We start from the raw sequence: 25,866 nt of genomic DNA, 5'->3' as shown, positions 1-25,866 counted from the left end.
CAGCAGGGGCATGACGCGCAAGGATCGATGGATGTCCCCCCTCTGGGGGCGGCGGGAATTTTTAGGCCTGGTCGCTGCTTCTGCTCTTGCCGGCAAGGCGCGCGCGGCGGTCACGCCACGCCTTGCCGCCATTGACTGGGCCATGTTGGAAACCGCCGTTGCGCTCGGCGTCATGCCGGTGGCGGCGACCGAACTCATCCAGTTCCGGGTCGACGCGGTCGAGCCGGAAATCCCTGCAACCGTCGCCGATCTCGGCTTGCGCGGTGCGCCGAACTTCGAGCTTCTGCAACTGACCCGGCCCGATCTCATTCTGATTTCGCCCTTCTACACCCGTTATATCGGCAGGCTGGAAGCGATTGCCCCGGTCTTCTCGCTGCCCTTTTACGTGAAGGGCGAACCGCCTTTCGCAAAGGCCCTGGCGGCGGTCTCAGCCCTTGGCGGCAAGCTCGGCAGGGCAGACGAGGCCCGCAGGGTGCTGGGCGAAACGGAAGCGGCGCTGCAGGCCATGCGGGCCCGCCTTGCCGGTTTTGCGGCGCGGCCGACCTATGTGATCAACATCGGCGACGCCCGGCATTTTCGCGCTTTCGGTGCTGATAGCATGTTCGGGGATGTTCTTGGCCGGCTGGGGCTTGCCAATGCCTGGGTGGATCGTTCGCAATTCACCTTTGCGGCCCCGGTGCCGCTTGAAAATCTCGCCGCGTCGCCCGATGCGCGCATCGTGATCGTCTCCGACATTCCGGTCGAGGCGCGGGAAACCTTGCGCAGCAGCGCCATATGGCGCGCGCTGCCTGCCGTGCGGGAAAACCGGGTGGTCACGCTCGGCAATGTCGGCCCCTATGGCGGCATCACCGCCGGCATGCGCTTTGCGCGGCTTCTGACCGAAGCGCTCTCGGCGCAGGGAGAAGCCCTGTGACCGCGCGGCCTCTCCAGCTTTTCTTCGGGCTGCTGTTCGTTCTGGCCTGCGGGCTTTCCCTGCATGCCGGGCTGTTGCGGCTGCCTTTCGGCGCATGGCCCGGCCCGCCGTTCGATGCCGCCACCATGTCGATGGATCAGGTGATTTTCGCCTTCAGCCTGATGCCGCGCGTGGCGGTCGCCATTCTGGCGGGCGCGATGCTGGGACTGTCGGGTGCGTTGTTGCAGCAATTGCTGCGCAATCCGATTGCCGATCCTTCGACACTCGGCATCTCGGCCGGCGCGCAGCTCGCCATCGTCATCGCCACCCTGTTCTTTCCTTCGGTGCTGGATGGCAACCGCGCATGGGTGGCGCTCGCCGGTGCGGCGGCGGCGGCCGGCATCGTTTTCCTTCTCGGCTGGCGGCGCTCCTTCGAGCCGGTGACCATGGTGGTATCAGGGCTTTTGGTCGGCATCACCGCCGCTTCCGTATCCGCGGCGCTGACGCTCGCGCAGGGCGAATATCTGATGTCCCTTGTCGTCTGGAATGGTGGTTCGCTCAGCCAGCAGGACTGGTCGAATGCCGTTGTGCTCGCTTTCCAGCTTCTCGCGGGGCTTGCCGCGACCGGCCTGCTGATAAAGCCGCTGACGGTCCTCGGTCTCGGCGATGCCGGCGCGCGATCGCTCGGCGTCTCGCTGTTTTCGATCAGGCTGGCGATCGCCGCCGTCGCGGTCATGCTGGCCGCTTTCGTTGCCGCAGCGGTCGGCCTCGTCAGCTTCATCGGTCTTGCCGCGCCGGCGCTCACCCGGGCGCTCGGCGTGCGACGGTCATCCTCCGTCCTTCTTGTTTCGCCCCTGCTGGGCGGTCTGCTGCTCTGGTTCTGCGACGGTCTCGTGCAGCTTCTGGCGACTACGACGGCGGAAGTTTTCCCGACGGGTGCCGTAACGGCGCTGATCGGCGGGCCGCTGCTTCTATGGCTGCTGCCGAAAATCCGGCCGACCGATGTGCATCGTGGCGAAGGCGTCGATCTCGCCACACGACGCGGGCTTGCGGCCCTGCTGCCGGTGCTCTTCATCATGGTAGTGCTGGTATTTGCCGCACTCGCCATCGGCAAGGGGCCTGATGGCTGGACAATGCTCAAGGCCACTGACCTGCAAAGCCTTATGCCCTTCCGCTGGCCGCGGCTGTTGGCCGCTATGGCCGCCGGCGGTCTGCTCGCCATGGCGGGCGCGCTTTTGCAGCGGCTGACCGACAACCCGATGGCAAGCCCGGAAGTAATCGGCGTCAGCGGTGGCGCCGGTCTCGGTTTTGCCGCCGCGATTTCGATTTTTCCGGCGGCCGGTCTTTTCGAACTGTTTTGCGGCGCCGGCATCGGCTCGGCGGCCGTCATGATCCTTGTGCTGTTCTTCGCCGCGCGCCGGCATCTTGCGCCGGAAAAAATACTACTCGCCGGCATTGCCGTCAGTTCGCTCTGCTCGGCTGTGCTTTCGGCGCTGCTTGCCATCGGCGACCAGCGGGCATGGCAGATTCTCGCCTGGCTCAGCGGCTCCGGTTCGTCGGCGACACCGGCTTCGGCTATCTTTCTCTCCATCCTTTCCATCGTGCTTCTGGCGGCGGCCCTTTCGGTGACCCGCTGGCTGACGATCCTGCCGCTGGGGCGGGACGTGCCGCTATCGCTTGGCCTGCCGCTCAGCACCGCGCGTATCGCCGTTATCGCGGTGGCCGGCATTGCCACCGGTGCCGCCTCGCTGCTCGTTGGCCCCTTGAGTTTTGTCGGGTTGATGGCGCCGCATATTGCGCTGCGCGCCGGTTTCACCACGCCGCGCGACCATCTCTTCGCCTCCTTCCTGTTCGGCGCGGTGCTGATGGCGCTTTCCGATCTCGGCGCACGGACAGTCACCTTTCCCTATGAACTGCCGCTCGGGCTTTTTGCGGCTCTGGCAGGCGCGCCTTACCTGATCTGGCTTTCAGGCAGGCGATGACTAAATTTTTGAACGGTGTACGGAGATGATAACAATGGGTCAGGCAGCGCTTGCCGTCGATGATGACGATATTCCGCTCTTTTCTCTCGACGGCGTGACGATGGAAGTGCCGGGCAGGACATTGTTGCAGCCGCTGACGGCCAGTTTTGCGACCGGCAAGACCATTGGCCTGATCGGTCATAACGGTTCGGGAAAATCCACGTTGCTCAAGATTCTCGCGCGCATGCAGGAGCCGACGGCGGGCAGGGTCTCATTCGAGGGTAAGACGCTCGGCGCCTGGGGCAATCGTGAATTTGCGCGAAAGCTCGCCTATCTGCCGCAATATACGCCGGCCGCCTCCGGCATGCTGGCTAAGGAACTGGTGGCGCTCGGCCGTTATCCTTGGCACGGCGCGCTTGGGCAGTTCACCAAAGCCGATCAGGAGAAGGTGGATGAAGCCATCGAACTCACCGACACCGTCGCCTTCCGCGACCGGCTGGTGGACACGCTGTCCGGGGGTGAGCGCCAGCGCGTGTGGCTTGCCATGCTGGTGGCCCAGAATGCCGAAAGCCTGCTTCTCGACGAACCCATCTCCGCGCTCGACATGGCGCACCAGCTCGAGGTGCTGTCTCTGGTGCAGAGACTGTCGCGCGAAAAGGGCCTCGGCGTCATCGTGGTGCTGCACGATGTCAACATGGCGGCACGTTTCTGCGATGAGATCGTCGCGCTTCATTCCGGCCAACTCATTGCACGCGGAACGCCGCAGGAGATCATGACGCCGGAGACGCTGCAGCGCATCTATGGCGTGCGCATGGATGTCATGACCCATGCCGCCACCGGCCTTCCTGTCGCTTTGCCGCTTTGAGATGTTGCAGCAAAACAACGGGCGGAAACGCTTGCTGTTGATGGTAATTCCGCGCGCATTTGTCGCCCTAACAATGTCTTAATGCCAGCCTACCGCCATCAGACATTGTTAACCGTTTCGCTTTCATCGCCTCCAATTCAATTGTTTTGGATCGATTTTTCGGAACAAACGTTAACAGTGCGGAATTCAATATCCGGAGAGGGCAAGAAGGGCTGCTGCGGGTAGGATAAAACAGGAGAAAACAAGATGAAAAAGGCTGTTGCCGTAACTTTTGCCGCATTGACGATGGGCCTTGGCGGAACCGTTTCCGCGCTCGCTGCCGACCTTGCAAGATATGAGCCGGCTCCGCAGGAGCAGGACGATCGCAACGGCGTCAAGATCGGTTACCTCACCTGCGATATCGGCGGTGGCGTCGGTTACGTTCTCGGCTCGGCCAAGGAACTGGATTGCACCTTCCAGTCCACCATGGGCGCGCGTCGCACAGACCATTACACCGGCGCCATCCGCAAGATGGGTGTTGACCTCGGTTTCACCACGCAGGGCCGTCTGGTCTGGGCCGTTTTCGCCCCGACTGCCGGTTACCACCGCGGTTCGCTGGGCGGCCTCTATCAGGGCGCAACGGCAGAAGTCACCGTCGGTCTCGGCGTCGGCACCAACATCCTCGTTGGCGGCACCTCCGGCTCCATCCAGCTGCAGACGGTCAGCGTAACGGGTCAGGTTGGCCTCAACCTTGCTGCCACCGGCACGTCTGTGACGCTGACGGCCATGAACTGATCGGCGAATTGCCCGGTGTTTTTAACCGGGCATTGTGTCGCATGTCAAAACACGCCCTCTTCGTTGCCAGACGGGGAGGGCGTTGTATTATCCGGATCATGATTTCCGTCTTCAGACAAGCCGCGGCCGTGGCCGCGTTTTCCCTCCTTCTTGCGGCAAGCGCCTTTGCCGAGGGGGATGCTGCGCGTGGTGAGACGGTTTTCAGCCGCTGTTCCACCTGCCATAGCATCGACGCACCGCGTACCCGCATGGGGCCACATCTGATGGGCGTGGTCGGCAGGCCAATGGCGGGCGTGGTCGATTACGGTCATTATTCACGGTCTCTGAAGGACGCAGGCGCATCTGGCCGGGTCTGGACAGAAGAAGAATTGCAGAAATTCATCGCCAGCCCGAAAAAGGCAATCCCCGGAAATGCGATGCGCTTTTTCGGGCTATGGAGCGAAACCGATATTGTTGATCTAATCGCCTATCTGAAGACGCATCCTCTGCCGCAGTAAATGTTAAAGCGGCGCGTCGGAGAGGATGTCCTCCGCCTCTTCCGTTGTCATCGCCATCACCTTCGCGCCGATTTCAAAACTGAAGCCGTTGCGGGCGAAAGCGGAAAATTCCTTGGCCTTGCGTTTCTCGTCCGGTTCGACACGGCGATAAGGCCCAAAGGCGCGCTTGCGCGCGAAAATGACGGCGGCGACCAGATCGTTGGTCTCCTGCAACGCGGCCGTGGCCGTTTCCCGGGCTACGCCCTTGATCTGGAGTTTCTGCGCCAGCCCGCGTTTTGACTTGCCGCTGCGCTGGCCGCTTCGCACGGTGATTTCCGCAAAAGCCGTATCGTCGAGCGCCTTGATGCCGTAAGCGAAGGTCACCGCAAATTCGCCGAGCGCCTTTACCTGCGCCGGGCCGATATCCTCGAATTTTTCCCGGGCCTTGCGCATGATGGCGTCGCGCAGCTGCTTTTCCGTCATCATCCGCTGTTGCAGCCGGTAGAGAGCGGAATTGCGCGCCCAGGAGAGCATACGGCTGGTGGGCTCAACGGCCTGTGCTTCGTCGTCGAACTCCATATCGTCAGTCAGGAAGGGGCTGGAATCGTCACTCATGGCGCATTTATAACGCGCTTGAGCCGTCTTGCCAGTTCCCTCCCGGCCTGAATTCTCCGGTTTCGGTGTCTCAGGGCGTCTGTGCGCCGGTGGCGGCGACATAAACCGAATAGAGGGATTTCGTTGCGGTGATGAACAGCCGGTTCTTCTTCGGGCCGCCGAAGGTGAGGTTCGCCACCGTCTGTGGCACCTTGATCTTGCCGATCAGCGTACCGTCAGGTGCAAAGCAATGAACGCCGTCGCCTGCACTGGTCCAGAGGTTGCCAGCCGTATCCAGGCGGAATCCATCCGGCAAGCCATTGTCGAGATTGCAGAATTCCCGGCCATTCGTAAGCTTCACGCCATCCACCACGTCGAAGACGCGGATATGGCGCGGGCGGGAGGTGTCGTGGCTATAGGAGCTGTCGGCGACGTAGAGCTTCGTTTCGTCGAGCGAGAATGCAAGGCCGTTCGGCTGCACGAAGTCGTCGATGGCGATATCGATCTTTCCGGTTGCGGAATCGAGCCTATAGACATTGCGGGTCTTCTGCTCCGGCTCGGCCTTGTAGCCCTCATAGTCTGAAAGAATGCCGTAGGTCGGATCGGTGAACCAGACGCTGCCGTCGGATTTCACCACCACATCATTGGGAGAGTTTAGCCGCTTGCCGCCGTAGCTGTCGGCGAGAACCGTGATCGAGCCATCGACCTCGGTGCGGGTGACGCGGCGGCCGCCATGTTCACAGGAGACAAGTCGTCCCTGCCGGTCGCGGGTGTTGCCGTTGGTGAAATTGGAGGGCTGGCGGAATACCGAAATGCCGCCGTCCGGCACCCACCGCAGCATGCGCTCATTGGGGATATCACTGAACAGCAGGCAGTTGAGATCGGCAAACCACACCGGGCCTTCGGCCCAGCGGCAGCCGGAATAAAGCTCTTCCAGCTCCGCATTGCCGACGATCAGATGGCGGAAGCGGTCGTCGTGGATTTCGTAAGGGGAGGTCTTGTCTGTGGTCATGAGCGTGATCCGCTTGAGAGCTTGTCGTTCAGCGCGTGGCTTTGGGGCCGCTTGCCAGAAGGATGACTGATATGATGATGAGGCCGGTGAGGATGAGGCGGATGCCGGCGCCGAAACCATAGGTGTTCAGCATCGATACCACCAGGAACATGAAAAGCGAGGCGCCCCAGATGCCGGGAACATTGGAATCCCCACCCGCGACCGCTGTGCCGCCGATGACGACGACGGCGATGGACATCAGCAGATATTCCGATCCCATGTTGAGGGCAGCACCTCCCGAGAAGCTGGCGAGCAGATAACCGGCAATCGCCGCCAGCACCGCGCAGAGGACATAGGTGACGAAACGGGCGCCATCCACGGGAATGCCGGTCATTCGCGCAGCGAAGGTGCTCTGGCCGATGGCGGCAATCCAGCGTCCGTAAAATGTGCGGTCGAGCAGCAGCCAGGCGACGACCGAGAGCAGCAGCGCGACAAGCGCCACATTGGGAATGCCGAAAGAGCTTGAGATCGCGAATGTCGCCAATGTTTCCGGCGGTTTGATGCGCAGGCCGCGGTTCGACCAGATGGCGATGGATTGCACGATGAAGCTCATCGACAGCGTCGCGATGATCGGCGGAATGCGCAGGAGCTTGATCAGCGCATAATTGCCGATGCCGATGGCGATGCCGATCAGGATGGCGATCAGCAATCCGGGCAGGATGAGGCTGTCGGACACATCCATGAATTTGAGCGCGAGCGTGCCTGACAAAGTCATCGTGGCGGGAACGCAGAGGTCGATATTGCCCGGCCCGAGCGTGATGACGAACATCTGGCCGATGCCGACGATGACCGAAAAGGCCGCGAAGGTGAGTGCTGCATGCGACAGGCCGAAGGAGCTTGCGCCGCCGGTGAAGAGCACGGTGACGATCCAGACCGCAACGGTTGCGGCAAAGGACCAGATCCATGGTTTTCTGGTGAGGGAAGAGAGCCCGTTCATTGATTTTTCTCCCGTTTTTCAAGACGGTTGAGCAGGATGCGCAGCGCCAGCACGATGATCAGGATCGCCCCTTGAGCGCCGATCTGCCAGTCGGGCGAAATGCGCATGAAAGAGAGGAACGAGCCGGCGAGCGTCAGCGTCAGCGCGCCGATGACGGCGCCGATGGGGGAGACCCTGCCGCCGACGAATTCGCCGCCGCCGAGGATGACGCCGGCAATCGACAGCAGCGTGTAACGCAGCGCGATATTAGCGTCCGCCGATGTCGTCAGCCCCACAAGAGCGATACCGGACAGCACCGCGAAGAAACCGGCGAGCGCAAAGGTGGCGGCACGGATGCCGATGACCGACCAGCCGGAGCGCTCGACCGAGCGGAAATTGCCGCCGACGCCGCGCATCAACACGCCGAAGGAAGAGCGCATGACGATATAATGGGCGACTGCCGCGATCAGGATGCTGGCGACGATGGCGATTGGCACGAGCGGCGGTTTCGCCGTCATCAGCGTGCGGATGAAGGCAGGCGCCTGGCCGCCGGGCGAGGGGAGGATGAGGACGGCGAGGCCGCCCCAGACGAAGCTCATGCCAAGTGTAACGACGATGGAGGGCAGGTTGCGGATATGGATGATGGCGCCGAGCAATGCATAAACCGCAATCGCACCGGCAAAAATCGCAATTCCGAGGGCGGGCGTGGTTTGCAGGAAAGTGGCGGTTACACAGGCGCAGAAACTGACGAAGGCGCCCATCGACAGATCGAGATCGTTGACCGACATGATCAGCATCTGCGCAATGGTGGCGAGCGCAATCGGCACGGCCAGATTGAACAGCAGGTTCATGCCGGTATAGCTCATGGCGCGCGGCTGCATGTAGAAGACGGCGGCTAGCAGGAAGGCGAGCGAGGCGGCGGGAATGATGAGGCGGAGCGCGTTTGCGGAGAGTTTCATGCGTGGTCTTCTCCGGAAAAGGAGGCGGCCAGCACATTCTGCTCGGTAATATCGTCGCCGACGAGTTCGGCCTGGATGGCGCCGTCGCGGAACACATAGACCCGGTCGCAGAGACGGATTTCATCCATTTCGGTGGAGTACCAGATGAAGGTGCGGCCGTTCGAGGCTTCGGTTCTCAAGATGTCGTAGACCTCCTGTTTGGTGCCGATATCGACGCCGCGCATCGGGTCGTCCATCAGAACGGTGCTGGCGGTGGTGGCGAGCGCGCGGGCGAAAAGCACCTTCTGCTGGTTGCCGCCGGAGAGCGAAAGGATCTTGTTGCCCATGTCGGGCGTGCGAATTTCGATGCGCTTTTTCCACTGCGCCCCAAGGTCGGTTTCCCTGCCCCTGTCCACCATGCCTGCTGTTGAAATATCTCTAAGCGAGGCGATGGACAGGTTTTTGAGGATGCTCCACAGCGGAAAAGTACCGTTCAGGCTGCGGTCGCCCGCCACGAAGGCGAGATCGGTCTTGCGCGCGGTCAGCCAGCTATTGTTGCGGGCAAGGTAAAGATCGAGCAGCGCTTCGGTCTGGCCATGGCCGCCGAGACCGGCAAGGCCGACGATCTCGCCGCGAAAGGCCTCGAAGGCAAGGCCTTCGCCCCGGCGTGCCGGCATGGAAAGCACCTTCTCGCCCGCCTTGCGGCTTTCACCCCGTCGCCTGTCCTGTTCCTTGACGACGCTGCCCATGGCCTCAACCAGCGAGCGGGTGGTGAAGTCGGCGGCCTTCCGGTCGGCCACCACCCGGCCATCCTTCATCACCACGATACGGGTGGCCGTCGAAAGAATTTCGCCGAGAATATGCGAGATCAGCAGAACCGATCCGCCCTCCCGCACGAAACGGCGGACATAATCCATCAGCTGCTCGGCGAGACCGGCATCGAGGGAGGACGTCGGCTCATCGAGGATCACCAGTCTCGGTGCGTGCGGCATGCGGCAGAAATTGATGGCGATTTCCACCATCTGCCGTTCGGCGATGGAAAGCTCGGCCACGGTCAGCTCGCAATCGACGCCGTGGCCGGGAAAAATTTCATCCAGTGCCTGCCGGATCGTCGTCAGCGCACGGACGCGCCAGTTTCGCCCACCCGCGGAGGCATGCATGATGCGGACATTTTCGCTGATCGTCAGGTTCGGACAGAGCGACAGTTCCTGAAACACGCAGCGAACGCCGTTCGCGCGCGCGGCGGCAATGCCGTGGCGGTTTTCGTTGCCGCCATAGGAAACGGAACCCTCATGTGGCGTTAGCCCACCATTGATAACGTTGACGATGGTGGACTTTCCCGCGCCGTTATGGCCGACAAGCCCGAGGCATTCCCCCGTGCGGATGACGAGATCGGCCCCATCCAGCGCTCTTACCGCGCCGAACACGACCTTCACGCCGCGCGCGGCGACGACTTCTTGCGCCTCGATGATGTCATTCATGAGCAATTACGCCAGTGATCTGAAATTGAATATGGGGGTCGCTGCGGCGCTTCTTTTTAAAGCGCCGCAGGAGAAGTTTGTGAATGCGCGACTTATTTTGTCGACGAAATCACCTTCTGGGCATCCTCAAGCGAATATTCCACATTCGCCACGCCACCCTTCTGGGTGTTCTTGAGGTTCTCCTCAAGATTGGCCTGGTCGATGCGCAGGAACGGAACCGTCAGGTCCTTCTTCACATCCTTGCCGTCAAGAATCTGCTGCGCCACCCAGAAAGCCAGCGTCGAAACACCAGGGGCGATGGAAACGGACATGGTTTCGTAGCCGCTGGCATCCTTCTGCTGTTTCCACCATTGCAGCTCGTCTTCACGGTTGCCCATGACGATGGTGGGGGTTGGACGCTTGGCGGCGGCGAAAGCCTGTGCCGCACCGTAACCGTCACCGCCCTGCGTGACGACAGCGGCGATTTCGGGAAGGCTCGGCAGAATGCCGGCGACGGCGCGCTGGGCAACATCCTGCGCCCAGTCGCCGTTGACCGAACCGACGATCTTGAACTGCGGGTTCTTGGCGACGGCGTCGACGATGCCGGCATGGATTTCGTCATCGACCGAAACGCCGGCGAGGCCGCGAATTTCGAGCAGGTTTCCACCCTTCGGCATGGCCTTGGCGAGATAGTCGATCTGGCTTGCGCCCATCGCCTTGAAATCGACGGCGATGCGCCATGCGCAGGGTTCGGTGACGATGCCGTCGAAGGATACGACGGTGATGCCGGCATCACAGGCTTCCTTTACCGCGCCGTTAAGGGCGGTGGGCGAAGCGGCATTGATGACGATGGCGTCGTAACCCTGGAGAATGAGGTTCTGGATCTGCGCAGCCTGTTCGGTCGCCTGGTTTTCGGCTGTGGTGAAGGCGTCAGCGGCGGCGACCTGCTTGTCGGCAACCGCCTGCTTGGTGATCTTGTCCCAGCTCGTCAGCATCGCCTGACGCCAGGAATTGCCGGCATAATTGTTTGAAAGCGCGATTTTTTTGGCCGACGTATCGGCATGAGCGGTGATCGGCAAAGCTGCGCATGCGACAGCGGCCGATGCCATAAGCATCTTCCTGAAAGCCATTTGATTTCCTCCCTCGTGGCTTGCCCTTTTCGAGCCCGGAATTCTTGCAACACCGCAAATCTCCTCGGCGGCAGGCGGAATTCCTTTGCACTGGAGCTCCTTTCCCCAGTAAAAGCGAGAATGACCAAGAAGATTTGGCTTGTATAGGCGGATCACGGCAATCTTCCTGCGGGTTTCCGCAGAAAGCATGCGGGAACCCGCAGGACGAAACGCCTCCGCCGGGCGCAGAATGAACGGTGCGGCGCCCAAGGGATTGAATTCGCCGCGATGGTCGAAGGCAGGCGCTTGGGAGGGCGTCCGCACATGCTGGATACGCCGAAAAGCGCTCTTTTTCATCATTATATGGGCATTTCCCGGCTGCTTGCCGGGCAGCTCGAATTCAACGCCATCATCCAGGCGGTCGCCACCGAGATCGGCCATATCATCCCGCATGACCATATGGATGTCTGCATCAAGCAGCTGGATGACAAATATCACATCGCTTATGAGAGCGGCCTCGTCAGCGCCTGGAGCCGGCAGCCGCCCGCCCTTCTGACCGGCAGCCCGATCCGGACACTGCTGTCAGGCGAGGTGGAATACCTCTTGAGCGGCGATGCCTGCTCCGATCCGCGCTTTCATTTCGAAGGGTCGTTTTCGAGCCCGATCATCGAACTTAACCTGCATAGCCGGCTGCATGTACCGATGAAGGTGCATGGCGACATTATCGGCGCGCTGAGTTGCTCCTCCCACCAGTCGGACGCCTATACGATGGAGGATGTGGCGAATGCCCGCGCCGTCGCGGATTTGCTGGCCCCTTATTTTTACGCCATCCGCGCCGCCGAGCAGGCCAAACGCTCCGCCATCGAGGAGGCGCGCGCCAATGCTCGCGAAGAGGGCCTGCGCCTCGGCGCGCTGCAATTGACGGAGGCGCTGGAGGCCGAACGACAGCGTATCGGCATGGATCTGCACGACCAGACACTGGCGGATTTGACGCGGCTGGCGCGGCGCATCGAGCGGATGAGCCATTCGGCCGATGTTTCCGGCGAGATGCTGGAACCGGTGGTGCGCAGCCTGCAGCATTGCATGCAGGACCTGCGCGAGATCATCGAGGAGGCAAAACCCTCGATCCTGCAATTGTTCGGTGTCGTTGAGGCCATCGAGACCTATGTGGATCGTTCCGTGCGCGACAGCGGCTCGGTTATAGATTGGTCGGTCACGGATGAGACGGACGGGCTGGTGGAAAGGCTCGACAAGACGGTGGCCATCTCGCTGTTCCGCATCGTGCAGGAGGCGGTCAACAACGCCATTCGTCATGCCCAGCCGGAAACCATTGCCGTGAACCTCACCGCCGTCGATGGCGGGCTGAGGGTGACGGTGAGCGATGATGGCAATGGCGGCGGTGACGGCGCGGCTTCCGGCGGCCTCGGCATCGGCAATATGAAGACGCGGGCGCGGCTGATTTCGGCGAAATTCGATATTGGCGGCAACCGCAACGGGGCGGGCACATGCATCACCGTGACCCTGCCGGAAGGTGCTTTCGATCACCGGGAGGATGTGTGACATGGACGTGCTGATCGTCGAGGACGATGCGCTGCACCGCGCCTATTTGAACGAAGCGGTGCGCGCCGCGCTGCCGGAATGCGACAATGTGCTGGAAGCGGCGAACGGCAGGACCGGCGAGAAGCTTGCGCGGGAAAACCGGGCCGCCCATATCGTCATGGATTTGCAGATGAACGAGCGCAACGGCATCGAGGCGGCGCGCACCATCTGGAAGGAAAGGCCGGATACCCGCATCCTGTTCTGGTCCAACTATTCCGACGAGGCCTATGTGCGCGGTGTTTCCCGCATCGTGCCGGAAGGCGCCGCCTATGGCTACGTGCTGAAATCGGCCTCCGATGACCGCCTGCGGCTGGCCTTGCGCAGCATCTTCATCGAGGCGCAATGCGTGATCGACCGGGAGGTGCGCGGCCTGCAGGAAAAGAGCCTGGGCAAGGCCCATGGCTTCACCGATTCCGAATATGAAATCCTGATCGATGTCGCGCTCGGCCTCACCGACAAGGCGATTGCCCGCCGTCGCAACCTGTCGCTGCGCAGCGTGCAGAACCGGCTGCAAAGCCTCTACGAGAAGCTGAACGTGCATCAGGCGGCCGGCGACGACGAGGCGGAGGGACGATATAATCTCCGCACCCGTGCGGTTACCGTCGCTTTCCTGCGTAAGCTGTTGAATTACAGCGCGCTGGAAAGAGCCGAACGGGAACTGGCGGAATGGGCTGCTAGCCGTTGACCGCTTAGGGAAGAAAGGCCAGCAGCCGCCTTTCATCGGCCCTGAGGCCGGAAACGGGTTTTGCACCGACCTTCAGGATGCGCCCGAGTTTTTTCCGGGCTTTTTCTTCTGTCGCAATGTCGAGAACGGCAGGGTGCACATAGCTCTTGCGGCAGATGGCGGGCGTGTTGGAAAGCTCTGATGCGGCCGCCTGACACATGCCCTTTATGCTCGGTTTCTCACCCGCTGCGACGTGCTCCATCGCGTTGCAGAAGGCTGCCAATGTTCCACCCCAGGTGCGAAAGGTCTTGGCGGAAATGCCTTGTCCGCCGATGCGGGAGAGGTAGGCGTTGAGGTCGCTGGAATCGACCGAATGCACCCGGTTTTCACTGTCCTGCCACACAAAGAGTTCCTTGCCGGGCAGGTCGGAGATCTCCTCGAGGATTTTCTGAAGGCGCGGGTGGCGCAATTGCCGTTTTACCTTCTGCCCGCCCTTGGCGGCAAATCGCAACTCGATAGTTTCACCGAAGGAGACGTGCCGCTTGAGCAGCGTCGTTGCGCCATAGGTGCCGTTGGTTTCGAGATAGGAGCGGTTGCCGACGCGTAGATAGGCGGCATCGAGCAGCAGTGTGAGCGCTGCAAGCGTCATTTCCTGCCCGTGGTCCTGTTTTTCTATATCGGCGATGGCGCGGCGGCGGATGGCGGGCAGCGCCTTGCCGAAGCTTTTGAGCTGGAAAAATTTCGTCTCGCCCCGGAACGCGTGCCAGTCGGGATGATAGCGATATTGTTTTCGTCCCCGGGAATCGAAGCCCGTAGCCTGCAGATGGCCGGCGGGGTCGATGCATATCCAGACGTCCCTATAGGCGGGCGGCACGCCGAGCGCTTTGATGCGCTTCAGTTCGACGCTGTCGGAGAGAAGCTCGCCGCCCGGCAGGCGGTAACAGAAACCGCGTCCGCGTTTTTCGCGGGAAATACCCGGCTCCTGATCGTTGACATAGGCAAGTCCGATTTTGGCAAGAAGGCGGGTGGGCGGTTGTGGCATTGTTTTTCCCGGCAGGTTTCACGCTGCGGCAAACGAAAAACAGACCGCCTTCGTTCCGGCGGCCTGTCGCTCCAATCGTGAGTTTTCTCAGCCGGTCTTTTTAATCAGCCGGCCTTGGCGATCCGCAGAATCTGTGAGTTCCCGCCGCCGCGCTCTTCGGTCACGGCATAGATCGCGCCATCCGGCCCGACCTTCACGTCGCGAATGCGCGCCTCCAGCGGCAACCGGCTTTCGGTCGCGACCCTGTCGCCATCGATATGCAGGATGACGAGACCCTGGCTTACCAGACCGCCGACGATGAAAGCGCCCTTCCATTCGGGGATCTGGTCGCCGTCATAATAGGCCATGCCGGAGGGGCCGATGACCGGGTCCCAATAATAAGCCGGCTGTTCCATGCCTTCTTTTGCGGTAACGCCTTCGCCAACCGACCTTCCGCTATATTCGACGCCATAGGTGATGACCGGCCAGCCGTAGTTCAGGCCGGCTTTCGGCATGTTCAGCTCATCGCCGCCGCGCGGGCCGTGTTCCACGGTCCAGAGCCTGCCTTCTCCGTCCAGCGCTGCCGCCTGCAGGTTGCGGTGGCCATAGCTCCAGATTTCGGGCAGGGCGTTCTGTTGGCTGGCGAAGGGATTGCCTTCAAAGGCCTTGCCCTTTGTATCGATGCGGAAGACCTTGCCAAGCCCGCTCGACAGGTCCTGCGCCTGCACGCGAGGCTTTGCGTCAGAACGTTCTCCGACAGTGACATAAAGCTCGCTGTTTGGCCCGAAAACGAGGCGGGAACCGAAATGCTTGTCGCCGTCGTAGGTCGGCATCTGACGGAAAATAACCGATACATCGTCCAGCTTTGCCGCGCCGCTTTCCTCGGTCAGTTTTGCCGAGGCTACCGACGTGCCATTGCCGCCATCGCGCGGTTCGGAGAAGGAGAAGAAGATCGTGCGCGATGTTTCGAAATCGGGAGCCAGCGCGATGTCGAGAAGTCCGCCCTGTCCGTCGGACGCCACCTCCGGCACACCTTCTATCGCCGGGCCGGCCTTGCCGTCGGCGACGATATGCATGGCGCCTTCCTTGGCCGCGACGATCATGCGGCCATCTGGCAGAAACTCCATCGACCAGAGATGCGGCAGGCCGTCAGCGATCACGGTTTTTTCAACGCTTGGCTGCGCGGCGGCCTGCGGCGCGCGGGTCTGCCCCTCAAAAGCCGGTTTCTGATCCGGCGCGTTCGGCCGTTTCGTTTCGGCAGCCGGGGCTTGGGCCTGCGCAATCCCGGCAAGTGGCATGGTGAGCAGCGCGCACAGGATCGTCGAACTCAGAAATCGGTTGTTGTGGAACATGGGTCTCCCTTCCATCGTTTACGTCTGGTCGAGAACCATTTGGGGAGCATTTCGTTTCCTGCGATAGTTTCAAGAAAACTTGATCATTGCGTGTGCAGACGGCACGCTCTTTTCTCATCCATGCGAATTCATAAGGAACCGCCGGCCTGCGGTCACGTTTTCCTCTTTGTTACACGGAGGGCGCCATGCAGATCATCGACAACAAGACCGTAGACGGGAACAGAGCCAAGCCGATCCTCAACGTCGCGGAATTCTGCCGGCGTTACCGGCTGGACAAGGCCGAGGAAACTCGGCTCAGAAAGCTGTTCGGCGAATTTGCTTCGCGGCACGAGCTTCTGATGAATGCGCAGCGCAAGCCGAGCTTTCGCTGATCATTCTTGCCGGTCGATAGATTTTCCGAAGATCATGAAGACATCATAGCGGGTGTTCTTGCCCGTTATCTGATGCGAAGGCTTGCGAATGCCCGGCATCGGATCGGCGCGGAGCGGCCATTTCAGAACCACCCGCTTCGTTGCATTCTCCAGTGCAACCTCCATCAGCTCCACCTGGTCCGGGTCGGAGCCAACCAGTTCCCTCAGCACCCGCATCTCCTTTTTCACCAACGCCGTGTTGTGGCGCGGCGGATGCATGGGGTCGACGATCACCACCTCCGGTGAAAGCTCTTTCAGCAACTGGCGTGAATCTCCGTGAAGCAGCGTCATGCGCGCCGCCGCCTCGGCATAGGCGCCGCCCGCCTCCAGCGCGCGGCGAATGCCATCGGCGAGGTGAGCATGCATGTCCGGCGAGCGTTCGATGAGGGTCACTTCCGCGCCGAGTGAGGCAAGCAGAAAGGCATCCCGCCCGAGCCCGGCCGTGGCATCGACGATTTTTGGCATGCGGCCTTTGGTGAAACCGGCGGCTTTCGGCAGGGCCTGCCCGCGCCCTTCGCCGGAGCGGAAACGGTGCCCGACCGCGCCGCCGACAAAATCCACCACGAAGCTTTCGTTTTGTTCCTTCATCTGGACCTCAGAACGGGCAGGGTACGGTATAGGTGACGTCACGGCCATCGGGATGGCGGAACCCGACCTCCTGCGCATGCAGCATCAGGCGCGGCGCGGCGGCGAGCGCTTCGCCTTCGGCATAAAATTCGTCACCGAGGATCGGATGGCCGAGCGCCTTCATATGCACCCGCAATTGGTGGGTGCGGCCGGTAAGCGGGGTCAGCGCCAGTCTGGTTGCGGGAAGCGGCAGTCGCTCCAGCACCCGCCAAAGGCTCTGCGCCGGTTTGCCGTTTTCTTGGTCGACCCGGTGACGGGGCTTGTTTTCGGGATCGATGGCCAGCGGCAAATCCACCTCGCCCTCTTCGCCCGCGACATCTCCCCAGACAATGGCCACATAGGATTTGCGCGTCTCACGGTTTTCGAACTGCGACGCAATCGCCGCATGCGCCTTGCGGTTCAGGGACATCAGCACGATACCCGATGTGTCCTTGTCGAGCCGGTTGATCATCAGCGCTTTCGGGAACTGTTTCTGCACACGCGACATCAGGCTGTCCGAAAGCGCCGGATCGCGCGCCGGCACGGAGAGAAGCCCGCTTGGCTTGTCGAGCACCAGAAGATCGTCATCGCGGTGCACGATGGTGAGCCAGGGGTCGAGCGGCGGATGATAGACGGGGTTGGAAAGCTTGGATGACATGTCGCTTCCTTAGCACGAATTGCGCATTCGGACAGGCGCGAGAGCATTCCCAGGAAAAGTGGAACCCGGTTTTCCGTCCGGAAATGCGCCAAAACAAAGAGTTAGAGTGTTTTCGCGATTCGAAGAAAAGCGAAAACTCTAGTCGGGAATATGGAGATTGACCCGCCCGCTGGTCAGGTCGCTGAGAAGACGGCTAAGCCGTTCGGCTTCTTCCGTCGGAACCGAGAGCAGCATATCCGCGCCGGCGCCGGTAAAATCTTCCCTTTCCAGACGCAGGTTCGGTGTGGCGGAGAGGCGCGATTTCACCAGCGCCAGATCGGAGAAAGGGCAGCTGAGCGTCGCAATGACATAGGCGATGACCGGTGACGTCTCGCCAAGTCGCAGGCAGGCAGCCGCGGTGCCGCCATAAGCGCGCATCAGGCCGCCGCTGCCAAGGAGAATGCCGCCGAACCAGCGGATGACGAGAACGGCGACATTATCGAGTGTCTGGCCGTCGATGGCCTGAAGGATCGGTTTTCCGGCCGTTCCCGAGGGTTCGCCGTCATCGCTGAAACGATAGGCCTGGCCGCTTCGCCATGCCCAGCAATTATGGTTCGCATCCGGATCGGAATGCGCCGCAAGAAAGTTCTTCGCATCCTCTTCACCCGTCACCGGCGCGGCAAAGGCGATGAAGCGGCTTTTCTTGATATCCTGCGAAAAGGTGACGGGTCGGTCGAGCGTGAACATGGGCGTTTCAATATCGCATATATTCGCATGCGGAAATCGGTATAAGGCTCGGAATGGCGAAGATGGCGATGGAGAGGGTTTTGGCAAAGGCGAGGCAGGTCGCGATTATCGGCGGCGGACCGGCGGGGCTGATGGCGGCCGAGATGCTTTCGGCCGCAGGCCATGCCGTGACGGTGTTCGAGGCGATGCCGACCGTGGCGCGTAAATTGCTGATGGCCGGAAAATCCGGCCTCAACATCACCCATGCCGAAGACTACGACAGCTTTTGTCACCGGTTCGGCGATGCGGAACCGAGGCTGCGTGCCGCTCTCGATGATTTTACGCCGGATAGGCTGCGCGACTGGGCGCAGGGGCTGGGGCAGGAAACTTTCGTTGGCACTTCGGGCCGGGTGTTTCCGACCGTCATGAAGGCCTCGCCGCTGCTGCGGGCATGGCTCGCCCGGCTGGAGGCGCAGGGGGTGACGATCAGGACGCGGCATCGCTGGACGGTTTTTTCCGGCAAGCACCTGGTTTTCGCGACACCGGAGGGCGAGATCACCATCAAGGCCGATGCCGTTCTTCTGGCGCTCGGCGGCGCAAGTTGGCCGCGTCTCGGCTCCGATGCCGCATGGGTTCCGGCGCTGGCGGAGAAAGGCGTGGCGCTTTCCCCGTTCCGCCCCGCCAATTGCGGTTTTGACGTGGACTGGAGCGATGTCTTCCGCACGCGTTTTGCGGGTGAAGCGGTGAAATCCACGATCACCCTTTCGCCGGCAGGGGCCTTTCAGGGCGAATTCGTCATCACGAAGCATGGTATTGAGGGCAGCGTTATCTACGCCCATTCCGCTGCGCTGCGCGACCGGCTGGAAGAGGCGGGCAAAGTGTCCCTCGCAACCGATCTTGCGCCGGGACGTACGGTGGAACGCCTCAGCCGCGATCTGGCGAAGCTCGGGCGGAAGGAGAGTTTTGCAAACCGCATGCGCAAGACGGCCGGCTTATCGGCGGTGAAAGTCGGGCTTCTGCGGGAAATCTTTCCCGATATCGCGGCCATCCCGGATGAGTTCGTCGCCGCGAGAATAAAACATGCAGAGATACCGCTTTTGCGGACGAGACCGATTGCCGAGGCAATTTCATCTGCCGGTGGCGTCGCGTGGAGCGGCCTTGATGAAAACTACATGCTGGAAAAGCTCCCCGGCATATTTGCTGCCGGGGAAATGCTGGATTGGGAAGCGCCGACCGGCGGTTATCTCTTGACCGCCTGTTTCGCAACCGGCAAGGCCGCCGCAAAGGGCATGGCCGCGTGGCTTGAAAGCTTAGCCTGACAAGCGTTCAGCCGCGCCTGCTTCCTCACCATGTGCGGTTCTGACGAGGCAGCGCATGATGGCATCGGTGGTGACGGCGCCAAGCGGTTTGCCGTTTTCCCCAACGACTGTGGCGCTGCTGACATTTTCCCGGACGAGGGCGCGCAGGCCCTCTTCGACCGTCATATCCGCATCGAGCTGAAGCCGCGACTGGCCGGAAAATTCCGGCTGGACGATGGCGCCGAGGCGGATGACCCGGCCGCGATTGACCTCCTCCACGAAGGCCTCGATGTAGCTGTCGGCGGGCGACATGACAATTTCGGCGGCCGTGCCCTGCTGGATGATTTCGCCATCGCGCAGGATGGCGATCTTGTCGCCGAGCCGCAGCGCTTCGTCCAGATCGTGGGTGATGAAGACCACGGTCTTTTTCAGTTCCTTCTGCAATTCCAGCAGCACCGTCTGCATGTCGACGCGGATCAGTGGATCGAGCGCCGAATAGGCTTCGTCCATCAAAAGGATTTCGGCATTGTTGGTCAACGCGCGCGCAAGGCCCACACGCTGCTGCATGCCGCCCGAAAGCTGGTTCGGATAGTGGCTGGAGAAGCCTTCCAGCCCCACGCGCCTGATCCAGACTTCCGCCCTTTCCTCCCGCTCGCGCTTGTCGACGCCCTGCACCTCGAGACCGTAGACGACATTCTGCAGCACGTTGCGGTGTGGGAGCAGCCCGAATTTCTGGAACACCATCGCCGTCTTGTGGCGACGAAACTCCAGAAGGTCCGCTTCGTTGAGGCGACAGACATCGGTGCCGCCATAGAGGATTTCACCGGCGGTCGGGTCGATCAGCCGGTTGACGTGGCGGATCAATGTCGACTTGCCCGAGCCGGAAAGGCCCATGATGACGGTGATCTGTCCGCCCGGCATGGTGATGTTGATATCGCGCAGGCCGAGCACATGGCCATGTTTGGCGTTGAGATCCGCCTTGGACATGCCGGCCTTGACGGGTTCGACATAGTCGGCCGCCTTGGGCCCGAAAATCTTGTAAAGGCTGCGAATTTCGATCGATTGACTAGCCATGCGCCACTTCCCGGTGTTTTTGCAGGCGAAGGCCATAGGCCTGGCTGATGCGGTCGAAGATGATGGCGATGCCGACAATGGCAAGCCCGTTGAACACGCCGAGCGTGAAATACTGGTTGGCGATTGCCTTCAGCACCGGCTGGCCAAGACCCTGCACGCCGATCATGGAGGCGATGACGACCATGGCGAGCGCCATCATGATGGTCTGGTTGATGCCGGCCATGATGGTGGGCAGTGCGAGCGGCAGCTGCACCTTGAAAAGCTTCTGGCGCTTCGAAGAACCGAAGGCGTCCGCTGCTTCCAGCACATCGCTGTCGACCATGCGGATGCCGAGATTGGTGAGCCGGATCATCGGCGGAATGGCGTAGATAACAACGGCTATGACGCCGGGCACGCGGCCGATGCCGAGCAGCATGACGACGGGAATGAGATAGACGAAACTCGGCATCGTCTGCATGACGTCGAGAATGGGATTGACCACGCTCTGCAGGCGGTTGGAGCGCGCCATGGCGATACCGATCGGCAGGCCGACAATGATGGACAGCACGGCGCAGACGAAGATCATCGAGACCGTCTTCATCGTGTCTTCCCACATGCCGAACCAGCCGATGGCGAAAAGAATGCCGCAACACAGCGAAACAATGGTGGCGCTGCGGCTGCCGAACCACGCAAGCACGCCGACAATAAGAATAACGATCGGCCAGGGGGTTCCGATCAAAAGCCTTTCCGCCCAGATGAGAAAGCTCTGGAGGGGAGTGAAGAGCCCCTCTATCGCGCCGCCATAGGTTCGGGTGAAGCCCCGGAAACCTTCGTCGATGATTTTTTTCAGCGCGCGCAGAGCATCGTCATTCATGGTCGGAAATTTGAAAAGCCATTCCATATCCTGTTCTCCATGACGAACCGGAGGCGGGGATCGATATCCTCCGCGCTCCGGGAGTAAAATCGCAAGAGCGCCGCGCGTCCATCAGAACGAAAGGGCGGAACGCTCTGTTGAGCCAACGCATCGTCACCGGAAAGCCGGAAGGCGTTCCAGAGCCGATGCGGGTGCGGCGTCGCCGCTGGCGGACGCCGTTTCCCAGGCAGATATGCAGGAACCAGCTTTTAAAGGGCGGCCTTGACCTTTTCCGCGACATCGGGAGATACCCAGCCTGTCCACAGTGCTTCGTTTTCCTTCAGGAAGTGCTTGGCACCGTCTTCACCGGTCGCCTGGTTGTCGGTCATCCAGGCGATCAGCTTGTTGACGGTGTCGTTGGTCCAGGCGCGCTTGTTCAGATAGTCCATGGCTGGGCCGGCGCGGTCGGCAAAGTCCTTGCTGACAAGTGTCTGTACGTCATCCACCTGCCATGCGTTCGGCTTCGGGTCGGCGCAATCGGCGACCGAGGTGCAGCGCTTCCATTCGGCGGCATCATAGTCGGTGCCGAAGCCGAGCTTCACCATCTCGTATTTGCCGAGCAGCGAAGTGGGCGCCCAATAATAACCGACCCATGGCTGCTTGGCTTCATACGCCTTGGCGATGGAGCCATCGAGACCTGCGGCCGAGCCGGTGTCGACGAGGGTGAAACCGGCTTTTTCACCACCGAAAGCCTTGAAAAGCTGCGCGGTGACAACCGTGCCGCCCCAACCCTGCGGACCGTTGAACACGGCGCCCTTGGACTTGTCTTCCGGCGCGGGGAACAGTTCAGGGTGCTTGAAGAGGTCGGGAATGGTCTTGAGATCCGGATTGGCGTCGGCGACATATTTCGGAATCCACCAGCCTTGGACCGCGCCGTCCGAAAGGATCTTGGCTGCTGCGACGACCTTGCCGCCTTCCAGGCCGCGCTTGACGATTTCCGGCTGCAGGCTGACCCAGGCTTCCGGGGCGATATCCGGCTGGCCTTTTTCGGCCATGGAGGTCAATGTCGGCACAGTGTCGCCTGTCACGATTTCGGCGGAACAACCATAGCCGTTGTCAAGAATGAATTTATCGAGGCTGGCGGCGACTTCGGCGGATTGCCAGTTCATGCTGGCAATCGTCACGTTTCCGCAGTCGGCGGCATAGGCGGCGGCCCCCGAAAAGGCGAAGCCGGCTGAAAGAATTGTGGCACCCAAAAGTATTTTCATTTTTGTTCCCTCTGGTCGCGGTGTGGCGAAGACCCGGGTGCTGACGACACCGCGACCGCCAGCACTCTTATTGAGGCTTAATAATTTCTTTGTGGCCATTCCGTTTGCGGCAATTTCTGGCGTATTGAGGATGCCAATTCTCAGACTACCCGCTTTCCCCGGGGGGATATGAGTAAATTTTCCGGTGCGAAGGCCCTGAATTTTCATGCTCTTTAGCGGATGCGACAGGAAATTTCCGGCACCGTGGAACTTTTTCGATTTTTTGAAAAAACTTCTGGAACTATCAGCGGAAGTTTCTGTTTTCGTGGACTTTTCTCTCGTCATATATTACGGGAGATTTCCTCTCGATTTGTGGTGATGTTGAATGACCAATCTTCGTGCTGCCCCGGTATGGCCGATCGGCGGCGGTGAAACGGGTGAGCTTGTGCGCCGCTTCGACTGGTCGAAGACATCGCTCGGTCCTATTTGCGACTGGCCGCAAAATCTGAGGCAAAAAGCCAACTCCGTCGTCAATTCCCCTATTCCGCAGGTGCTGATGTGGGGCAGGGATCATGTGATGATCTATAATGACGGCTATGCGGAGATCGCCGGCAATTATCACCCGCAGGCGCTGGGCGGAACCGTGCCCGGCATCTGGCCGGAAATATGGGACTGGAACAGCCGCATTCTAGAAGCCGGTTTTCGCGGCGAGGTCATGGCCTATCGCGACCAGCCGATGACGCTGAAGCGGCATGGCGTGCCGGAAGAGGTGATCTTCGATCTGTTCTACACGCCGATCTACAATGAAGGCGGCACGGTGGACGGCGTTTTATGCACCGTGCTTGAAAATACCGACAAGGTGAAGGCCCTGGAGGCGCTGGAGCAGAGCCGCAAGGAGCTGAGCCGTCTTACCAATGCCCTGCCCATTCTGGTCGGATATGTCGACCGTGATTATGTTTATAAATTCGCCAATGACGGCTATCTGGAATGGTTTGGCCGCCGCGCCGACGAGGTGATAGGCCGCAGCGTTCCCGAAATCGTCGGCGAGGCTTTTTTCGAGGCCCGCAGGGCCTATCTCGACCGCGCGCTTAGCGGCGAGAAGATCGTTTCGGATACCGTGATCAGCAGACCCGACGGCACGGCGCGCGCCGCCGAAATCCGTTATGTTCCACGTTACATCGCCGACGGCTCCGTCGACGGCATCTATGTGCTGATCATCGATATCGAGGATCGCAAGCGCTCGGAGCGGGAAATCCTCATCAGCAACAATCGCTTCCGCGCCGCGGTGGACGCCGTTCACGGTGTGCTGTGGACCAATAGCGCCGAAGGAAAGATGCTGGGTGAGCAACCCGCCTGGAGCGCTTTGACGGGCCAGACTCCGGAAGAGTATCGGGGTTTTGGCTGGGCGGACGCGGTCCATCCCGAGGACAGGCAGGGGTCTGTCGACAGCTGGAACAAAGCGGTCGCCGAAAAGTCGACCTATATCTGGGAGCATAGGGTGCGCCGCCACGATGGCGTCTACCGCACCTTTGCGATCCGTGGCGTGCCGATTTTCGACAAGGCCGGTGCGATCGCCGAATGGGTCGGCGTCCATACGGATGTCACCGAACAGCGGCGGGCCGAAAATACCCTCAAGGAACATGCGAGCAATCTCGAGCGTGAAATTCGTCACCGCATCCGTGCGGAAGAGCAGCTTCGCCAATTGAACGAAAGCCTAGAGGCGCGTGTCGAGGCGGAAATAGCGGAGCGCCGCCAGGCCGAAAAGGCATTGCAGCAGGCGCAGAAGATGGAGTCCATCGGCCAACTCACCGGCGGTGTGGCGCATGATTTCAATAATCTTCTTCAAGTGATCGCCGGCAATCTGCAATTGCTCTCCAAGGATGTGATCGGCAATGAACGTGCGGAGCGGCGGCTGGAAAATGCGCTTGCCGGTGTCCATCGCGGCGCAAAACTGGCCAGCCAGCTTCTGGCCTTCGGCCGCAGGCAGGCATTGGAGCCGCGTGTCATCAATATTGCCCGTTTCGTGACCGGCATGGACGATCTGCTTCGCCGCTCGCTTGGCGAGGCGATCGAGGTGGAAGTCATCACCTCGGGCGGTCTGTGGAACACCTATGCCGACCCCAACCAGGTGGAGAACGCTCTTCTCAATCTGGCCATCAATGCGCGCGACGCCATGGAAGGGCAGGGCAAGCTGACCATTGAGGTCGGAAATGCGGTTCTCGACCGCGATTATGCCCGCAAGCACTCGGAAGTCTCGGCGGGGCAATATGTGATGCTCGCTGTCACCGATACGGGGTCGGGCATGTCGCCGGAGATTCTCGAAAAGGTCTTCGAGCCGTTTTTTTCGACCAAACCGGAAGGCAAGGGCACCGGGCTGGGGCTTTCGATGGTTTATGGTTTTGCGAAGCAGTCCAGCGGCCATGTCAACATCTATAGCGAGGTGGGGCAGGGCACGACGGTGAAGATGTATCTGCCCCGCTCCGCCGCCGATGAGGACAGGGAAGTTGTGACACCGAACGGTCCCGTGGAGGGCGGAACCGAAACAATTCTTGTGGTGGAAGATGACGAGGAAGTGCGCAACACCGTTGTCGAAACATTGGGCGATCTCGGCTACCGCGTGCTCACCGCCCGTGATGCGCAGGCCGGTTTGACCGTGGTGGAAAGCGGCATTCCAATCGATGTCATCTTCACCGATGTGGTAATGCCCGGACCGTTGAAAAGCCGGGAAATGGCGCGCCGCGCGCAGGAACGGCTGCCCAATCTCGCCGTTCTCTTCACCTCGGGTTATACGGAAAATTCCATCGTGCACGGCGGCAAGCTGGATGCCGGGGTGGAGCTTCTCTCCAAACCCTATACGCGGGAAGCGCTGGCGCGGCGCATTCGCCACGTCATCGCCAACCGCAAACAGGTGTCGTTGTCGAGAGCGCAGCCGACGTCTGCGCCGGATTCTTCGAAACCTTCCGAGCCGGTCAGGGCGGTCGAAAATAAAAGCCGGTCTATACGCGTTCTTCTGGTCGAGGATGACGAGCTGATACGGATGAATTCGATGGAGATGCTGTCAGAGAGCGGCTTTGCCGTCGTCGAGGCCGGAGATGCGGCGCAGGCGCTAAAGGTTATTGAAGCGGATCAGGTCGACGTTCTCGTCACCGATATCGGCCTGCCGGACATGAAGGGCGGCGAACTGGCGGTGGAGGCCCTGCGCCGAAAGCCAGGGCTTGCCATTGTTTTTGCGACGGGGGATAGCCATTTGCCGGAAGGAGCGCCGGCAAGCGCGGTTCTCCTGACCAAGCCCTATGACGAACAGCAGATTGTCGCGGCCGTCAAACAGGCCCACACGGCAAAGAGCGCGGCGACGCAATAGGCT

The 25,866-nt window shown here is 61.0% G+C and carries 24 protein-coding genes; 10 read left to right on the top strand and 14 right to left on the bottom strand.

Features of this window, described 5'->3' with window-relative positions; genetic code table 11:
* Positions 1–10: 10 nt before the first annotated feature.
* From ACQZ48_RS19840 to ACQZ48_RS19820, 5 genes are all read left to right on the top strand, one after another.
* Positions 11–913, top strand: coding sequence for an iron-siderophore ABC transporter substrate-binding protein (locus ACQZ48_RS19840; protein ID WP_443388552.1), 903 nt, complete (start codon positions 11–13; stop codon positions 911–913).
* Positions 910–2,874, top strand: a complete 1,965-nt coding sequence (gene fhuB / locus ACQZ48_RS19835; protein WP_448729238.1) for a Fe(3+)-hydroxamate ABC transporter permease FhuB — start codon at positions 910–912, stop codon at positions 2,872–2,874. Before ACQZ48_RS19840 ends, fhuB begins: the two co-directional genes overlap by 4 nt.
* A gap of 34 nt (positions 2,875–2,908) precedes the next feature.
* A complete protein-coding gene (locus ACQZ48_RS19830; protein ID WP_448729237.1) occupies positions 2,909–3,718 on the top strand; it encodes an ATP-binding cassette domain-containing protein in 810 nt (269 codons plus the stop codon).
* A 246-nt stretch (positions 3,719–3,964) separates the two neighbouring features.
* Complete coding sequence (locus tag ACQZ48_RS19825; RefSeq protein ID WP_077984755.1) at positions 3,965–4,492, top strand: DUF992 domain-containing protein; 528 nt, start codon at positions 3,965–3,967, stop codon at positions 4,490–4,492.
* Positions 4,493–4,590: 98 nt separating this feature from the next.
* Positions 4,591–4,989 (top strand): c-type cytochrome, encoded by a 399-nt coding sequence (locus ACQZ48_RS19820; protein WP_448729236.1) that lies wholly within the window; start codon positions 4,591–4,593, stop codon positions 4,987–4,989.
* A 3-nt stretch (positions 4,990–4,992) separates the two neighbouring features.
* Here the strand turns inward: ACQZ48_RS19820 and recX are convergent, their stop codons facing one another.
* From recX to ACQZ48_RS19790, 6 genes are all read right to left on the bottom strand, one after another.
* Positions 4,993–5,583, bottom strand: a complete 591-nt coding sequence (recX, locus tag ACQZ48_RS19815) for a recombination regulator RecX (RefSeq protein WP_191218023.1) — start codon at positions 5,581–5,583, stop codon at positions 4,993–4,995.
* Between the two features lie 70 nt (positions 5,584–5,653).
* Entirely contained in the window at positions 5,654–6,574 is a 921-nt protein-coding gene (locus ACQZ48_RS19810) for an SMP-30/gluconolactonase/LRE family protein (RefSeq protein WP_448729235.1), read from the bottom strand.
* A gap of 28 nt (positions 6,575–6,602) precedes the next feature.
* On the bottom strand, positions 6,603–7,550 hold the full coding sequence (locus tag ACQZ48_RS19805; RefSeq protein WP_448729234.1) for an ABC transporter permease: 948 nt from the start codon (positions 7,548–7,550) through the stop codon (positions 6,603–6,605).
* On the bottom strand, positions 7,547–8,488 hold the full coding sequence (locus ACQZ48_RS19800) for an ABC transporter permease (protein WP_077984760.1): 942 nt from the start codon (positions 8,486–8,488) through the stop codon (positions 7,547–7,549). The genes ACQZ48_RS19805 and ACQZ48_RS19800 overlap by 4 nt, the downstream gene beginning before the upstream one ends.
* Positions 8,485–9,948 (bottom strand): sugar ABC transporter ATP-binding protein, encoded by a 1,464-nt coding sequence (locus tag ACQZ48_RS19795; protein WP_448729233.1) that lies wholly within the window; start codon positions 9,946–9,948, stop codon positions 8,485–8,487. Before ACQZ48_RS19795 ends, ACQZ48_RS19800 begins: the two co-directional genes overlap by 4 nt.
* A 92-nt stretch (positions 9,949–10,040) precedes the next feature.
* The gene (locus tag ACQZ48_RS19790) at positions 10,041–11,057 is read right to left on the bottom strand and encodes an ABC transporter substrate-binding protein (protein WP_077984853.1); all 1,017 of its coding nucleotides are present in this window, start codon (positions 11,055–11,057) and stop codon (positions 10,041–10,043) included.
* Positions 11,058–11,360: 303 nt separating this feature from the next.
* Here ACQZ48_RS19790 and ACQZ48_RS19785 point away from each other — a divergent pair, with 303 nt between their 5' ends.
* Positions 11,361–12,596 carry a GAF domain-containing sensor histidine kinase gene (locus ACQZ48_RS19785; RefSeq protein ID WP_448729232.1) on the top strand — a complete coding sequence of 412 codons (1,236 nt, stop codon included), beginning with the start codon at positions 11,361–11,363 and terminating at the stop codon, positions 12,594–12,596.
* Position 12,597: 1 nt separating this feature from the next.
* Positions 12,598–13,320, top strand: coding sequence for a response regulator transcription factor (locus ACQZ48_RS19780; RefSeq protein WP_173991354.1), 723 nt, complete (start codon positions 12,598–12,600; stop codon positions 13,318–13,320).
* Between the two features lie 4 nt (positions 13,321–13,324).
* On the opposite strand, the gene ACQZ48_RS19775 is transcribed toward ACQZ48_RS19780, so the two are convergent.
* Together ACQZ48_RS19775 and ACQZ48_RS19770 are read right to left on the bottom strand one after the other, a co-directional pair.
* Positions 13,325–14,341, bottom strand: coding sequence for a DNA topoisomerase IB (locus ACQZ48_RS19775; protein WP_448729231.1), 1,017 nt, complete (start codon positions 14,339–14,341; stop codon positions 13,325–13,327).
* Between the two features lie 104 nt (positions 14,342–14,445).
* Complete coding sequence (locus ACQZ48_RS19770; RefSeq protein ID WP_448729230.1) at positions 14,446–15,672, bottom strand: PQQ-dependent sugar dehydrogenase; 1,227 nt, start codon at positions 15,670–15,672, stop codon at positions 14,446–14,448.
* A 185-nt stretch (positions 15,673–15,857) separates the two neighbouring features.
* Here ACQZ48_RS19770 and ACQZ48_RS19765 point away from each other — a divergent pair, with 185 nt between their 5' ends.
* Positions 15,858–16,043: a hypothetical protein gene (locus tag ACQZ48_RS19765; protein WP_077984766.1), complete on the top strand. Its 186-nt coding sequence runs from the start codon at positions 15,858–15,860 to the stop codon at positions 16,041–16,043.
* Here ACQZ48_RS19765 and ACQZ48_RS19760 read toward each other — a convergent pair whose 3' ends face one another.
* The 3 genes from ACQZ48_RS19760 to ACQZ48_RS19750 form a co-directional block, all read right to left on the bottom strand.
* Entirely contained in the window at positions 16,044–16,670 is a 627-nt protein-coding gene (locus ACQZ48_RS19760) for a class I SAM-dependent methyltransferase (RefSeq protein WP_077984767.1), read from the bottom strand.
* 7 nt (positions 16,671–16,677) lie between these two features.
* Positions 16,678–17,346 (bottom strand): RluA family pseudouridine synthase, encoded by a 669-nt coding sequence (locus ACQZ48_RS19755; protein WP_448729229.1) that lies wholly within the window; start codon positions 17,344–17,346, stop codon positions 16,678–16,680.
* A gap of 138 nt (positions 17,347–17,484) precedes the next feature.
* Positions 17,485–18,072, bottom strand: coding sequence for an IMPACT family protein (locus ACQZ48_RS19750; protein WP_448729228.1), 588 nt, complete (start codon positions 18,070–18,072; stop codon positions 17,485–17,487).
* Positions 18,073–18,125: 53 nt separating this feature from the next.
* Here ACQZ48_RS19750 and ACQZ48_RS19745 point away from each other — a divergent pair, with 53 nt between their 5' ends.
* A complete protein-coding gene (locus ACQZ48_RS19745) occupies positions 18,126–19,370 on the top strand; it encodes a TIGR03862 family flavoprotein (RefSeq protein ID WP_448729227.1) in 1,245 nt (414 codons plus the stop codon).
* Here the strand turns inward: ACQZ48_RS19745 and ACQZ48_RS19740 are convergent.
* From ACQZ48_RS19740 to ACQZ48_RS19730, 3 genes are all read right to left on the bottom strand, one after another.
* Positions 19,362–20,423, bottom strand: coding sequence for a quaternary amine ABC transporter ATP-binding protein (locus ACQZ48_RS19740; protein ID WP_448729226.1), 1,062 nt, complete (start codon positions 20,421–20,423; stop codon positions 19,362–19,364). The two genes, ACQZ48_RS19745 and ACQZ48_RS19740, sit on opposite strands and share 9 nt — an antisense overlap.
* On the bottom strand, positions 20,416–21,303 hold the full coding sequence (locus tag ACQZ48_RS19735) for an ABC transporter permease (RefSeq protein WP_077984771.1): 888 nt from the start codon (positions 21,301–21,303) through the stop codon (positions 20,416–20,418). The genes ACQZ48_RS19740 and ACQZ48_RS19735 overlap by 8 nt, the downstream gene beginning before the upstream one ends.
* A 221-nt stretch (positions 21,304–21,524) precedes the next feature.
* A complete protein-coding gene (locus ACQZ48_RS19730) occupies positions 21,525–22,523 on the bottom strand; it encodes an ABC transporter substrate-binding protein (RefSeq protein WP_080794454.1) in 999 nt (332 codons plus the stop codon).
* 364 nt (positions 22,524–22,887) lie between these two features.
* On the opposite strand from ACQZ48_RS19730, the gene ACQZ48_RS19725 reads away from it, so the two are divergent.
* Positions 22,888–25,863: a PAS domain-containing protein gene (locus ACQZ48_RS19725; RefSeq protein ID WP_448729225.1), complete on the top strand. Its 2,976-nt coding sequence runs from the start codon at positions 22,888–22,890 to the stop codon at positions 25,861–25,863.
* Positions 25,864–25,866 lie beyond the last annotated feature (3 nt).

The sequence above is a fragment of the Agrobacterium sp. 22-209-1 genome (assembly GCF_053522485.1).
This window is presented reverse-complemented; position numbering and strand designations above follow the sequence as displayed.

Excerpts from the sequence above, each read along its gene's own strand:
- ACQZ48_RS19840 (WP_443388552.1), top strand. The coding sequence starts at position 11 with ATGACGCGCAAGGATCGATGGATGTCCCCCCTCTGGGGGCGGCGGGAA.
- ACQZ48_RS19830 (WP_448729237.1), top strand. The coding sequence starts at position 2,909 with ATGGGTCAGGCAGCGCTTGCCGTCGATGATGACGATATTCCGCTCTTT.
- ACQZ48_RS19825 (WP_077984755.1), top strand. The coding sequence starts at position 3,965 with ATGAAAAAGGCTGTTGCCGTAACTTTTGCCGCATTGACGATGGGCCTT.
- ACQZ48_RS19820 (WP_448729236.1), top strand. The coding sequence starts at position 4,591 with ATGATTTCCGTCTTCAGACAAGCCGCGGCCGTGGCCGCGTTTTCCCTC.
- recX (WP_191218023.1), bottom strand. The coding sequence starts at position 5,583 with ATGAGTGACGATTCCAGCCCCTTCCTGACTGACGATATGGAGTTCGAC.
- ACQZ48_RS19810 (WP_448729235.1), bottom strand. The coding sequence starts at position 6,574 with ATGACCACAGACAAGACCTCCCCTTACGAAATCCACGACGACCGCTTC.
- ACQZ48_RS19805 (WP_448729234.1), bottom strand. The coding sequence starts at position 7,550 with ATGAACGGGCTCTCTTCCCTCACCAGAAAACCATGGATCTGGTCCTTT.
- ACQZ48_RS19800 (WP_077984760.1), bottom strand. The coding sequence starts at position 8,488 with ATGAAACTCTCCGCAAACGCGCTCCGCCTCATCATTCCCGCCGCCTCG.
- ACQZ48_RS19795 (WP_448729233.1), bottom strand. The coding sequence starts at position 9,948 with ATGAATGACATCATCGAGGCGCAAGAAGTCGTCGCCGCGCGCGGCGTG.
- ACQZ48_RS19790 (WP_077984853.1), bottom strand. The coding sequence starts at position 11,057 with ATGGCTTTCAGGAAGATGCTTATGGCATCGGCCGCTGTCGCATGCGCA.
- ACQZ48_RS19785 (WP_448729232.1), top strand. The coding sequence starts at position 11,361 with ATGCTGGATACGCCGAAAAGCGCTCTTTTTCATCATTATATGGGCATT.
- ACQZ48_RS19780 (WP_173991354.1), top strand. The coding sequence starts at position 12,598 with ATGGACGTGCTGATCGTCGAGGACGATGCGCTGCACCGCGCCTATTTG.
- ACQZ48_RS19775 (WP_448729231.1), bottom strand. The coding sequence starts at position 14,341 with ATGCCACAACCGCCCACCCGCCTTCTTGCCAAAATCGGACTTGCCTAT.
- ACQZ48_RS19770 (WP_448729230.1), bottom strand. The coding sequence starts at position 15,672 with ATGTTCCACAACAACCGATTTCTGAGTTCGACGATCCTGTGCGCGCTG.
- ACQZ48_RS19765 (WP_077984766.1), top strand. The coding sequence starts at position 15,858 with ATGCAGATCATCGACAACAAGACCGTAGACGGGAACAGAGCCAAGCCG.
- ACQZ48_RS19760 (WP_077984767.1), bottom strand. The coding sequence starts at position 16,670 with ATGAAGGAACAAAACGAAAGCTTCGTGGTGGATTTTGTCGGCGGCGCG.
- ACQZ48_RS19755 (WP_448729229.1), bottom strand. The coding sequence starts at position 17,346 with ATGTCATCCAAGCTTTCCAACCCCGTCTATCATCCGCCGCTCGACCCC.
- ACQZ48_RS19750 (WP_448729228.1), bottom strand. The coding sequence starts at position 18,072 with ATGTTCACGCTCGACCGACCCGTCACCTTTTCGCAGGATATCAAGAAA.
- ACQZ48_RS19745 (WP_448729227.1), top strand. The coding sequence starts at position 18,126 with ATGGCGAAGATGGCGATGGAGAGGGTTTTGGCAAAGGCGAGGCAGGTC.
- ACQZ48_RS19740 (WP_448729226.1), bottom strand. The coding sequence starts at position 20,423 with ATGGCTAGTCAATCGATCGAAATTCGCAGCCTTTACAAGATTTTCGGG.
- ACQZ48_RS19735 (WP_077984771.1), bottom strand. The coding sequence starts at position 21,303 with ATGGAATGGCTTTTCAAATTTCCGACCATGAATGACGATGCTCTGCGC.
- ACQZ48_RS19730 (WP_080794454.1), bottom strand. The coding sequence starts at position 22,523 with ATGAAAATACTTTTGGGTGCCACAATTCTTTCAGCCGGCTTCGCCTTT.
- ACQZ48_RS19725 (WP_448729225.1), top strand. The coding sequence starts at position 22,888 with ATGACCAATCTTCGTGCTGCCCCGGTATGGCCGATCGGCGGCGGTGAA.